This window comes from Methylobacterium ajmalii, assembly GCF_036448855.1.
Classification (GTDB): Bacteria; Pseudomonadota; Alphaproteobacteria; order Rhizobiales; family Beijerinckiaceae; genus Methylobacterium; species Methylobacterium ajmalii.
The window spans coordinates 1-11,727 of record NZ_JAZFXT010000047.1; the positions used below are offsets into that span (position 1 = coordinate 1).

General features: G+C 69.3%; 8 protein-coding genes and 1 pseudogene. 4 read left to right on the top strand and 5 right to left on the bottom strand.

All coding sequences use genetic code 11. The features are described 5' to 3' along the window. The 3 genes and pseudogenes from V3T34_RS19980 to V3T34_RS19990 form a co-directional block, all read right to left on the bottom strand. Positions 1-332: pseudogene (locus V3T34_RS19980) on the bottom strand (transposase); the annotation flags it as partial. Between the two features lie 470 nt (positions 333-802). Further along, positions 803-1,342 carry a GNAT family N-acetyltransferase gene (locus V3T34_RS19985; protein ID WP_091889380.1) on the bottom strand — a complete coding sequence of 180 codons (540 nt, stop codon included), beginning with the start codon at positions 1,340-1,342 and terminating at the stop codon, positions 803-805. A gap of 198 nt (positions 1,343-1,540) precedes the next feature. Continuing rightward, a complete protein-coding gene (locus tag V3T34_RS19990; protein ID WP_060850938.1) occupies positions 1,541-2,707 on the bottom strand; it encodes a type III PLP-dependent enzyme in 1,167 nt (388 codons plus the stop codon). A gap of 693 nt (positions 2,708-3,400) precedes the next feature. Here V3T34_RS19990 and V3T34_RS19995 point away from each other — a divergent pair. From V3T34_RS19995 to V3T34_RS20005, 3 genes are all read left to right on the top strand, one after another. Further along, positions 3,401-5,020 carry a glucan biosynthesis protein G gene (locus V3T34_RS19995; protein ID WP_305078271.1) on the top strand — a complete coding sequence of 540 codons (1,620 nt, stop codon included), beginning with the start codon at positions 3,401-3,403 and terminating at the stop codon, positions 5,018-5,020. Continuing rightward, positions 5,017-5,526 (top strand): GNAT family N-acetyltransferase, encoded by a 510-nt coding sequence (locus V3T34_RS20000; RefSeq protein ID WP_305078269.1) that lies wholly within the window; start codon positions 5,017-5,019, stop codon positions 5,524-5,526. The genes V3T34_RS19995 and V3T34_RS20000 overlap by 4 nt, the downstream gene beginning before the upstream one ends. 165 nt (positions 5,527-5,691) lie before the next feature. Then, on the top strand, positions 5,692-6,132 hold the full coding sequence (locus V3T34_RS20005; RefSeq protein ID WP_091889379.1) for a hypothetical protein: 441 nt from the start codon (positions 5,692-5,694) through the stop codon (positions 6,130-6,132). Positions 6,133-6,540: 408 nt separating this feature from the next. Here the strand turns inward: V3T34_RS20005 and secA are convergent, their stop codons facing one another. Next, entirely contained in the window at positions 6,541-9,411 is a 2,871-nt protein-coding gene (gene secA, locus V3T34_RS20010; RefSeq protein WP_305078268.1) for a preprotein translocase subunit SecA, read from the bottom strand. 245 nt (positions 9,412-9,656) lie between these two features. Here secA and V3T34_RS20015 point away from each other — a divergent pair, with 245 nt between their 5' ends. Continuing rightward, positions 9,657-10,892: an ABC transporter substrate-binding protein gene (locus V3T34_RS20015; protein WP_305078267.1), complete on the top strand. Its 1,236-nt coding sequence runs from the start codon at positions 9,657-9,659 to the stop codon at positions 10,890-10,892. 42 nt (positions 10,893-10,934) lie between these two features. Here the strand turns inward: V3T34_RS20015 and phbB are convergent, their stop codons facing one another. Then, positions 10,935-11,663 (bottom strand): acetoacetyl-CoA reductase, encoded by a 729-nt coding sequence (gene phbB / locus V3T34_RS20020; RefSeq protein ID WP_060850688.1) that lies wholly within the window; start codon positions 11,661-11,663, stop codon positions 10,935-10,937. Positions 11,664-11,727 lie beyond the last annotated feature (64 nt).

Below are 11,727 nucleotides of genomic sequence, written 5' to 3' on the forward strand. Positions count from 1 at the left end.
GGGCTGTTCGCGGGCCCCCTTTTCCGCCGTGGGCGGCGTGCTGGGCTTTGACGTAGGTCGAGTCGAGGGCGGCCGCTTCGCCGGACCATCCGGCTTTGGCCAGGGCCTACAGCATGCCGGTCCAGAAACGGCGGCGCGCCCATCTGTTGAAGCGGTTGTTGAGGGCCGTACTCGCTCGGGCAATCCTTCCAGCGGCAGCCGGACTTGATGACGTGCAGGATGCCCGACAGGATGGTGCGGTCGTCCTTGCGACGAGCGCCGAACTGGTCGATGGGCATGAACGGCGCCATCGCCTGCCATTGTTCGTCCGACAGCCAGAACAGCTCTGCCATAGCCTCCTCCGTCTGGGAGGCGATCCGATTCACATTTCCCTCATCCTTGCAACGCCTTGAACGGGTATAGACCCTAGATCCCGAAGGAGAAGGGATCGACCTTGGGGTTGTAGGCTGAAAAAATGCACGAAAAGAGTGTGGCCATCGGAGCCGCTGCGACAAAACAGTAGATGCAGAATTTATTTCAGGCGTCGCGTCGTGTCGCGCCGACCGCCGCGTCATGCCCCGATGGAGCGAGTCCCCGATCCGCGAGGTACGTACCGGCTTCCGGCGGGCAACGTACGACCCGGGATGAGGCCGGACAGGACTCGTCCACCGGCCTCGGTGACGAAAGGCGATCGATGCCGTCCGCCTTGTCCCGCCGCCGTCGCGCCGGTTCGTCCCCGTAGCCAGCGCGGGCGTCGGAGACCCCGTACCGCTCCAAGGCGGATGGCCGGCGAGGGCACAGCCCTCGCCCCGGCTCCCCGTCGTCACGCCGCGGCGCGGTAGCCTTCGCCCGCCAGGCCGGCGGACGGATCGTGGCGGCCGGTCGCCCGCACCATGCCGTCGGCGCCGTCCAGCGTACCGGGCACGAGGTCGAGGGCGAGGAAGCGCTCCGGCGCGTAGGGGCCGGGCAGGCGCAAGCCGCCGACCCGCTCGCGGGTGAAGCCGAAGCGGGCGTAGTAGGGCGCGTCGCCGACCAGGATCACGGCCCGGTGACCGAGGGCGGCGGCGCGGGCGAGCGCCGCGCGCATCAGCCCGTGGCCGATGCCGAGGCCGTGGAGGCCGGGCTCGACGGCGATCGGTCCGAGCATCAGGGCGGGCGTGCCCCCGGCATCGACGTCCCACAGCCGCACGGTGGCGACCAGTCGGCCGTCGAGCTCGACCACGAGGGCGAGGCCCTCCGCGGGAAGGCGGCCCTCTCGCAGGCGCTCGCAGGTCTTGGTGAAGCGGGCCTCGCCGAAGCACGCGTCGAGCAGGTGCTCGCGGGCGGCGACATCGGCGGCGCGCTCGTCGCGGATCTGGATCATGGCCGTACCCTCCCGAGACTGACAGAAGACGGGCAAAGGACAGCCCTCGCACCCGCCGCATCGGCGGGCCGTCCGGGACTTGAGGATGGGTGACGAGGAGAGGCGTCGATGCGCCGGGCTCCCTAGAACGGGGAACCCGGCGCATCGTTCCGTTGGGTCAGCGCCGTGTCGGCCCCGGACCTCGATGGGAGACCCGGATCAGATCACGTAGGACTGGAGCGGCGGGAAGCCGTTGAACGCCACCGCCGCGTAGGTGGTGGTGTAGGCGCCCGCGCCCTCGATCAGCACCTTGTCGCCGATCGCGAGCGAGATCGGCAGCGGGTACGGGGTCTTCTCGTAGAGCACGTCGGCCGAATCGCAGGTCGGGCCGGCGAGCACGCAGGGGACCGTGCGGTCCTCGTCGTGCTCGGTGAGGATGCGGTAGCGGATCGACTCGTCCATCGTCTCGGCGAGGCCGCCGAACTTGCCGATGTCGAGGTAGACCCACCGCACCTCGTCGGTGGCGTCCGACTTCTGCGAGACCAGGACGACCTCGGCCTCGATCATGCCGGCATTGCCGACCATGCCACGGCCCGGCTCGATGATCGTCTCGGGGAGCTGGTTGCCGAAATGCTTGGTCAGCGCCCGGAAGATCGCGTCGCCGTAGGATTCCACGCCCGGCACCGCCTTGAGGTACTTGGTCGGGAAGCCGCCGCCGAGGTTCACCATCGAGAGATGGATGCCGCGATCGGCGCACTCGCGGAAGATCATCGCGGCCGAGGCGAGCGCCCCGTCCCAGGCTTCCGTGTTGCCCTGCTGCGAGCCGACGTGGAACGACACGCCGTAGGCGTGCAGGCCCGCCCGGGTGCCGTGCTCGAGCACGTCCACCGCCATCTCGGGCACGCAGCCGAACTTGCGCGAGAGCGGCCACTCGGCCCCGGCGCCGTCGCACAGGATGCGGCAGAACACCTGCACGTCCCCGCGGGCGACCTTGACCGCGTCGGCGGCGCGGGCGATCTTGTCGACCTCGGCCTGGCAGTCGACTGCGAAGAGCCGCACGCCGAGCTGCAGCGCGCGGGCGATGCAGCGCTCCTTCTTGATGGTGTTGCCGAACGACACCCGGTCGGCGGTGGCGCCGGCGGCGAGCGCCATCTGGACCTCGACCACCGAGGCGGTGTCGAAGCAGGAGCCCATCTCGGCGAGCGCGCGCAGCACCTCGGGGGCCGGGTTCGCCTTGACGGCGTAGAACACCCGGGTGTCCGGCAGGGCACGGGCGAAGGCGGTGTAGTTGTCGCGCACGACGTCGAGGTCGAGGACCATCACGGGACCCTCGTCCCGGCCGAGCTCGCGGCGCACGCGCAGGAAATCGCGGATGCGATCGGTCATGATCAGCCCCACCAAAGGTTCGAGAGGGCTCCCGCGGGAACCCGATGTCGAGATCAAGACGGCGCGCGTCGGCCGTCCGGCGTCAGGGGGCGATGCGGCGCGGCGCGGACGTGCTGTGGAGACACGCCGCGCGTCGCGGGCACAGAGCACCCGGAAGCTGCCTTTGCTTGGAACGGGGAAACCCGATCCGCACTCGGGGCAAGGAGAAACAAGCCTCTTCGGTGTCGGCCTTTGGAGGGCCGACGAGACCAAAAAAGCCCGTTCGTCGTTGCTTTAAGCTGCGTCCCCCGTGGAGAGCGGGGTTCGCCGGTTTTGCCTCCGGCTGCCGGTTGTTGTCGGGGTCCGGTGTTTCCACCTGGATGCCGGCCGGAGGGATCCACCCTTCCCGGCCATCGATCCTTTAAGACCCCTGGCGGCTGTCCGGCCTCTTGTCCGGATGCCCACCAACCGGCACGCGGCCACAGGCACGTGCGAAATTGGGCAAGGCAGTAGATACGGACCACGGCCCCCCGCCGCAAGCCCCATCGCGGGGTTTTTCGCCGGATTTCCCCGGCGTGGCCCCCGCGCCACGCCCCCTGGAGAGGCCGTCGCGTCGCGGGGCCTTCTCAAGCGGCGCCGGACGCGCCATTCAACCCGGCGACAGACAGCAAAGAGGCGCGCGTTCAGGACCCGCGCCCTATCCTCCGGGACACCATGACGATCTCGCCCTCGCGCCGCGCGCTCCTCGCCGGCCTGCTCTCCTCCGCCGCCCTCAGCCGGGCGGCCTCCGCCCAGGTCGGGCCGACCCAGCCCGGCCCGAGCGCCCTGCCGCCGCCCGCGCCCGCCCCGGCGCCCTCCGGCCCGCCGCGCTTCCGCTTCGACGAGGTGGTGCGGCGCGCGAAGGCCCTGGCCGGCGCCCCGTTCGAGGCGAGCGTCGCGCCGCTGCCGGCGCCGCTCGCCTCCCTCGACTACGATGCCTGGCGCGACATCCGCTTCCGGCCCGACAAGGCCCTCCTGGGAGACCAGGACGGGCCGTTCCGGCTCCAGCTCTTCCACCTCGGCTTCCTCTATACCCGCCCGGTCGTCGTGAACGTGGTGCGGGACGGGGTGCCGACGCCGGTGCCCTACCAGCCGGCCCTGTTCGATTACGGTCGCACCACCATCGACAAGCCGCTGCCGGTCAATCTCGGCTTTGCCGGTTTCCGGCTGCACTATCCGCTCAACAAGCCGGGCGTGCTCGACGAGCTGATCTCGTTCCTCGGCGCCAGCTACTACCGCTTCCTCGGCCGCGACCAGCTCTACGGGCTCTCGGCCCGGGGGCTCGCCGTCAACGTCGAGGGCGTCGGCGGGCCGGAGGAATTCCCGGTCTTCCGCGAGTTCTGGATCGAGATGCCGCCGAAGGGCGCCGACCGGGCGGTGATCTACGCGCTGCTCGACGGGCCGTCCTGCACCGGCGCGTTCCAGTTCCTGGTCTATCCGGGCGACGAGACCGTGGTCGACGTGCGCTGCACGCTCATTCCGCGCCGCGAGATGGCGAGGGTCGGCCTCGCGCCGCTGACCTCGATGTTCTTCATCGGCGAGAACGACCGCCACCATTCGGACGATTACCGCCCCGAGCTGCACGATTCCGACGGGCTCCTGATGCAGTCGGGCGGCGGCGAGTGGATCTGGCGGCCCCTGCGCAACCCCAAGGAGCGCTGGGTCTCGGCCTTCGAGGACCGCAACCCGAAGGGGTTCGGGCTGATGCAGCGCGACCGGGTGTTCGAGGACTACCAGGACCTCGAGGCGTTCTACCACCGCCGCCCGGGCTACTGGGTCGAGCCGCAGGGCGAGTGGGGCGAGGGCACGGTGCGCCTCGTCGAGCTGCCGACCGAGAACGAGACCCACGACAACATCGTGGCCTCCTGGCAGCCGAAGCAGCCCTACAAGCCCGGCGAGGCGGTGGAGCTGTCCTACAAGATCCGCTCGCTCGCCGAGACCGACGACCTGCATCCCGGCGGGCGGGTGGTGAACACCTACGTCGCCCGCACAACGGCGAGCGGCGGCACGGCGGATGCGAGCGAGCCGCGCACCCGGCGCTTCCTCGTCGACTTCTCCGGCGGCGACCTCGCCTACTGGCTCACCGACCCGAAGGCGGTCGAGATCGTGCCCTCGACCACCGCCGGCAAGATCACCGCGATCTCCCTGGTGCCCAACCTCCACGTGAAGGGCTTCCGCGCGGCGATCGACGTGCGGCTCGACGGGGCCGGGCAGTCGACGGAGCTGCGCGCTTTCCTGCGCGCGCGCGGCCAGACCCTGACAGAGACCTGGACCTATCCGTGGAAGGCCGCGTGAGCGCGCGCCCCGCCCAGGCGCCGGCCGTCACCATCCGGCCGGCGCGTCCCGAGGACCTCGACGCCCTGGTGGCGCTCGAGGCCGCGGCCTTCGCCACCGACCGGGCGGAGCGCCGGGCGATCCGCCACGCCATCGGCTCGCCGTCGATCTCGCTGCTCGTCGCCCTCGACGATGCGGTCCTGGTCGGCGCCGCCACGATCGAGCGCCGCCGCGGCAGCCGGCGCGCCCGTCTGTCCTCGATCGCGGTGGCGCCGAGCCGGGCCGGCACGGGTTTGGGCCGGGTGCTGCTCGCGGCCGCCGAGGCCGAGGCCCTGGCGCGGGAGTGCGACCGGCTGCGGCTCGAGGTCCGCGAGGACAACGGCGCCGGCATCCGCCTCTACGAGCGCAGCGGCTACCGCCGCTTCGAGACCGTGCCGGACTACTACGAGGACGGCACCACCGCCTGGCGCTACGAGAAGCCGCTGGCCGGGGAGGGGGCGGGAGGCGCCGTCCCTGATCCGTCCTGATACAACCATGGAACGAGCGGGCCGGCGGCGGTACCACTGTTCGCCCTTGACGCAGCGAAATGTGCCGATCCGATATGGTTTCCGATCGGTTACCGTTGGCACGCCGCACGCACAGATCCCGGAGACCGAGGCACAGGATGCCTCACATCGGGATGAGGTACCACCATGGCCACGACGAACGCCGAACTCCGCCGGACGATCTTCGCGCAGCATAGCGGGATGATCGGGGCGGCAGCGCCCGCCATCGTGCCCGATCGGTTCTCTCAGCGTTTCGAGCCGGACTCTCGACGTCCGGCGCGCGGGCAGGATGGTTTCGCCGACCGTCCCGACGCGCGCGAGGTGCGCACCATCGAGATCGTCCTCGTGCCGGATCGACGGACCGGGGGCGGCTGGCTCCGGGGGCTCGGGACCGTCGCGAAGATCCTGGCGGTACCGGCCGTCATCGCCGGCGCGCTCCTCGCCGAGCCGGTCTACGATTGCCGCAAGCAGAAGAGCTACGGGATGCTGTATTACGGCACCACCGTGCAGATGTGCGTGAGCGAGCGCCTGTCCGGCCGCTTCGGCGGCGTGCAGGCGGCCGTGGACCGGACGATGCGGGCGATGTGAGGATCACGGTCCCCGCCCCGCGGAGCAGGGCTGTCCGGGGAAAGGAGGAGACGCGTGTTTCCCATCTCCCCGCTGGCGGCTAGAGCATTTTCCGATGAAGTGGAAACCGGTTCGTCGCAGAAAATGCGACAAGACAATGACTTGGAGAGCTTCGCGATTGCAGCGCGATCGTGAAGTGCTCTAGCGTATTCACACAACTCGGTTCGAGCGGTTTGCCCATTGAAGGTCGCGCGCCTCTCCTACCCCTTGTGGGGAGGAGTTGGAGGTGGGGTGGTGCCGCGTAGAACTCGACGCCCCATTCTGCACCACCCCCACGCGGGATCTTCGATCCCCATAATCCCTCCCCACAAGGGGGAGGGGGCAGGCGCACGGCAGCGAGAGGCTTGGGAGAAAGACCTCGGGGGTCGATCACTCGTCCGCGGCGAAGCGACCGTGGCAGTGCTTGTACTTCTTGCCCGAGCCGCAGGGGCAGGGCTCGTTGCGGCCGACGCGGCCCCATGTGGTGGAATCGTCGGGGTTGCGCTCCAGCACCGGCGCGTCGGCGGCGAGCGCCTGGCCGGCGAACTCGTAGGCGCCGCCCCCGCCGCCCGCCGCGCCCTCCGCGAAGGCGAACTCGTTCTCGCCGGTCACGGGATCGAGGTGCTGGGCGAACATCGGCGGCAGGCTCGGCTGCTCCGGCTCCTGGTACATGATCTCGACCCGCATCAGCTGGCCGGTCACCTGCTCGCGCAGGGAGCCGACGAGGCTGTTGAACAGGTCGAACGCCTCCGACTTGTACTCGTTGAGGGGATCGCGCTGGGCGATGCCGCGCCAGCCGATCACCTGGCGCAGGTGGTCGAGGGTGACGAGGTGCTCGCGCCAGAGATGGTCGAGGCTCTGGAGCAGCACCTGCTTCTCCACGTAGGCCATCACCTCCGGGGTGTTGCGGGCGGTGCGCTCGGCATAGGCCTCGTCGGCCGCCTTGCGCAGGCGCTCGCGGATCTCCTCGTCGGCGATGCCCTCTTCCTTGGCCCAGTCCTCGACCGGGACGTCGAGGTTGAGGTCGCGGGTCACGCTCTCGCGCAAGGACGCGATGTCCCACTGCTCCGGATAGGCGTCCTCCGGGATGTGGCGCGCCACCACGTCGTCGATCACGCCCTGGCGCATCTCGTCGACGGTCTCGCGCACGCTCTCCTGCGCCATGAACTCGCGGCGCTGCTCGAACACGACCTTGCGCTGGTCGTTCATGACGTTGTCGTACTTCAGCACGTTCTTGCGCATGTCGAAGTTGCGCGCTTCGACCTTCTGCTGCGCCTTGGCGATCGCCTTGTTGATCCAGGGATGGATGATCGCCTCGCCCTCCTCGAGCCCGAGGCGCTGGAGCATGCTGTCCATGCGGTCGGAGCCGAAGATCCGCATCAGGTCGTCCTGAAGCGAGAGGTAGAACTTCGAGCGGCCGGGATCGCCCTGGCGGCCGGAGCGGCCGCGCAGCTGGTTGTCGATGCGCCGGCTCTCGTTGCGCTCGGTGCCGACGATGTAGAGGCCGCCGGGCAGCGCGGTCTTGCGTCCCGCCTCCGGGTCGGCGGGCTCGCCCGAGGCCAGGACCTTGGCGCGGTTCTGGTCGATCTCGGCCTTCAGGGTCGCGATGCGGGCGTCGCGCTCCGGCCCCTCGGGGACGTTGGCGAGCTCCTGCTCGATCCGCATGTCGAGGTTGCCGCCGAGCTTGATGTCGGTGCCGCGGCCGGCCATGTTGGTGGCGATGGTGATCGCGCCGGGCACGCCCGCCTCGGCCACGATGTAGGCTTCCTGCTCGTGGAAGCGGGCGTTCAGCACCGCGAAGCGCTTGGTCACCCGGCCCTCGCGGGCCGCCGCGTAGACGTCCTCCAGCGCCGACGGGTCGCTGTAGTCGAGCGGCGTGTAGCCGTGCTTCACCAGGAGGCCGGCGATGTGCTCCGAGCGCTCGATCGAGCCGGTGCCGACCAGCACCGGCTGCAGCCGGGCATGCGCCTTGTCGATCTCCTTGATGATCGCGGCGTACTTCTCGTCGACGGTGCGGTAGACCTCGTCGTCCTCGTCGACGCGCTCGACCTCCTTGTTGGTCGGGATCTCGACCACTTCGAGGTTGTAGATCTCGTGGAACTCGTCCGCCTCGGTCGAGGCGGTGCCGGTCATGCCGGCGAGGTGCTTGTAGAGCCGGAAGTAGTTCTGGAAGGTGATCGAGGCGAGCGTCTGGTTCTCGGGCTGGATCTCGACCCGCTCCTTGGCCTCGAGCGCCTGGTGCAGCCCCTCCGAGTAGCGCCGGCCGGGCATCATGCGGCCGGTGAACTCGTCGATGATCACCACCTCGTCGTTGCGGACGATGTAGTCCTTGTCGCGGGTGAACAGGGTGTGGGCGCGCAGAGCCTGGTTGACGTGGTGGACCAGCGTCACGTTGTGGGCATCGTAGAGGTCGCCCTCCTTGAGGATGCCGGCCTCGCGCAGCAATTCCTCGATGTGCTCGTTGCCGGCCTCGGTCAGCGAGACGGTGCGCTGCTTCTCGTCGAGGTCGTAATCCTCGCGCACCAGGCGCGGCATCACCGCGTCGATCATGGTGTAGAGGTCGGAGCGGTCGTCGATCGGACCGGAGATGATCAGCGGGGTGCGCGCCTCGTCGATCAGGATCGAATCGACCTCGTCGACGATCGCGAAGTTGTGGCCGCGCTGGACCATCTGGCCCAGCTCGTACTTCATGTTGTCGCGAAGGTAATCGAAGCCGTACTCGTTGTTGGTGCCGTAGGTGATGTCGCAGGCATAGGCCGCCTTGCGCTCGGCGTCGTCGAGCCCGTGCACGATGATGCCGGTGGTGAGGCCCAGGAAGCGGTAGACCCGGCCCATCCATTCCGCGTCGCGGCGGGCGAGGTAGTCGTTGACCGTGACGACGTGCACGCCCTTGCCCGACAGGGCGTTGAGGTAGGTGGCGAGCGTCGCCACCAGGGTCTTGCCCTCGCCGGTCTTCATCTCGGCGATGCCGCTCTCGTGCAGCACCATGCCGCCGATCATCTGCACGTCGAAGTGGCGCTGGCCGAGCACGCGCTTGGCCGCCTCGCGCACGGTGGCGAAGGCCGGGACCAGGATGTCGTCGAGGGTCTTGCCGGCGGCGAGCTCGGCCTTGAGCGCGTCGGTGCGGGCGCGCAGGGCCTCGTCGGACAGGGCGGCCAGTTCGGGCTCGAGGGCGTTGATGGCCTGGACGCGGGGTCGGTATCCCTTCACCCGGCGGTCGTTGGACGACCCGAAGATCTTCTTGGCAAGGGAACCCAGCATCGTGAACCTGCGATCGATCGTAGCGGTAGTGGCGCGCGCCGCGGGCGCCTTATAGGCCCATATAGGGAGCCGTGCACCCAAAAGGCAGCCGTCGCCCGGCACGAGCGTGGCCGTGCTGCGAAAGACGGGGGGAGGGGGCGGACGACGCCGCTTGATTCCCGCCCCGGCACCGCCCTAGCTCCCGTGCTGCGATCAGCAAGGACGACGGCCGGCGGGGAAACAACCGCGGCCCGGGGAGGAACATCATGACACGCTTGAGCCGGGCGCTCGCCCGCACCACCGCCCTCGCCGCCGGGCTGGCTTTCGCCGTCGCCGCCCAGGCCCAGAATGCCGCACCGAAGGGCGCCTCCGACGGCGTGGTGAAGATCGGCATCCTCAACGACCAGTCGGGCGTCTACGCCGATTTCGGCGGCCGCGGCTCGGTCGAGGCGGCCAGGATGGCGGTCGAGGATTTCGGGGGCAAGGTCCTCGACGTGCCGGTGCAGATCGTCGACGCCGACCACCAGAACAAGCCCGACATCGCCTCGAACGTCGCCCGCCAGTGGTACGACACCGACAAGGTGGACGCGATCATGGAGCTGACCACCTCCTCGGTGGCGCTCGCCGTGCAGGGCCTGTCGAAGGAGAAGCGCAAGATCACCATCGTGGACGGCGCCGCCACGTCCGATCTCACCGGCAAGCAGTGCACGCCCTACGGCTTCCACTGGGCCTACGACACCCACGCGCTCGCGGTCGGCACCGGCGGCTCGCTGGTCGAGACCGGCGGCGACACCTGGTTCTTCCTCACCGCCGACTACGCCTTCGGCACCGCGCTGCAGGCCGACGTGACGCAATACGTCACCCAGAAGGGCGGCAAGGTGGTGGGCGCGGTGCGCCATCCGCTCAGTGCCCAGGACTTCTCGTCGTTCCTGCTCCAGGCGCAGGGGTCGGGCGCCAAGATCATCGGGCTCGCCAATGCCGGGCTCGATACCTCGAACGCGATCAAGCAGGCGGCGGAATTCGGCATCGTCCAGGGCGGGCAGCGGCTCGCCGCCCTGCTGTTCACGCTCTCGGAGGTCCACGGCCTCGGCCTCAAGGCGGCCCAGGGCATCGTGCTGACGGAAGGCTACTACTGGGACCTCGACGACCAGGCCCGGGCCTTCGCCAAGCGGTTCATGGCCAAGACCGGCAAGATGCCGAACATGATCCAGGCCGGCACCTATTCCTCGGTGCTGCATTACCTGAAGGCCGTGAAGGCCGCCGGCACCGACGACACCGACGCGGTGGCGGCCAAGATGCGCGAACTGAAGGTCGACGACTTCTTCGGCCGCGGCGGCACGGTGCAGGCCAACGGCCGCATGGTCCACGACATGTACCTGTTCCAGGTCAAGTCGCCGGCCGAGTCGAAGGCGCCCTGGGACTACTACAAGCTGCTCGCGACCATTCCGGGCGACAAGGCCTTCCTGTCGGCCAAGGCGAGCGGGTGCCCGCTGACGCAGTAACCACGGAAGCGGGGGCGCCGGACCGGCGCCCCCGCTCTTGCATCAGGCGAAGTACTGGCCGCCGTTGATCGTCAGCGTCGAGCCGGTGATGAAGCCCGCCTGCTCGCCGGCCAGGAACTCAACCGCGCGGGCGATCTCCTCGGCCTCGCCGAGGCGGCCGACCGGGATGTGCGGCAGGATCTTGGCCTTTAGCACCTCCTCGGGGATCGCCTTGACCATCTCGGTGCCGATGTAGCCGGGCGCGATCACGTTGACGGTGATGCCCTTGTTGGCGTTCTCCTGCGCCAGCGCCTTGGCGAAGCCGATCACGCCGGCCTTGGCGGCGGAGTAGTTGGTCTGGCCCATCTGGCCCTTCTGGCCGTTGATCGACGAGATCAGGATGATGCGGCCGAAGCCGCGCGAGCGCATGCCGTCGATCAGCGGACGGGTGCAGGTGAACATCGAGTCGAGGTTGGTGCGGATCACCGCCTGCCACTGCTCGAAGGTCATCTTGTGGAACATGCCGTCGCGGGTGATGCCGGCATTGTTGACCAGGATCTCGATCGGGCCGAGCTCGGCTTCCGCTGCGCGGATGCCGGCCTCGCAGGCGGCCGGATCGCCGACGTCGAACTTGAAGACCGGGATCCCGGTCTCGGCCTTGAAGGCCTGCGCGGCCTCGTCGTTGCCGCCGTAATTCGCCGCGACCTTGTAGCCGGCCTCCTTCAGCCCCTTCGAGATCGCGGCGCCGATGCCGCGGGTGCCGCCGGTGACCAGTGCGACGCGTTCTGCCATGTGCCCTCTCCTCTTGGACGTGCGAGCGGTTTCATCCCTCGGCGCATCTCCGTGGTACTTTACG

Excerpts from the sequence above, each read along its gene's own strand:
- V3T34_RS20015 (WP_305078267.1), top strand. The coding sequence starts at position 9,657 with ATGACACGCTTGAGCCGGGCGCTCGCCCGCACCACCGCCCTCGCCGCC.
- phbB (WP_060850688.1), bottom strand. The coding sequence starts at position 11,663 with ATGGCAGAACGCGTCGCACTGGTCACCGGCGGCACCCGCGGCATCGGC.
- V3T34_RS19990 (WP_060850938.1), bottom strand. The coding sequence starts at position 2,707 with ATGACCGATCGCATCCGCGATTTCCTGCGCGTGCGCCGCGAGCTCGGC.
- V3T34_RS20005 (WP_091889379.1), top strand. The coding sequence starts at position 5,692 with ATGGCCACGACGAACGCCGAACTCCGCCGGACGATCTTCGCGCAGCAT.
- secA (WP_305078268.1), bottom strand. The coding sequence starts at position 9,411 with ATGCTGGGTTCCCTTGCCAAGAAGATCTTCGGGTCGTCCAACGACCGC.
- V3T34_RS19995 (WP_305078271.1), top strand. The coding sequence starts at position 3,401 with ATGACGATCTCGCCCTCGCGCCGCGCGCTCCTCGCCGGCCTGCTCTCC.
- V3T34_RS19985 (WP_091889380.1), bottom strand. The coding sequence starts at position 1,342 with ATGATCCAGATCCGCGACGAGCGCGCCGCCGATGTCGCCGCCCGCGAG.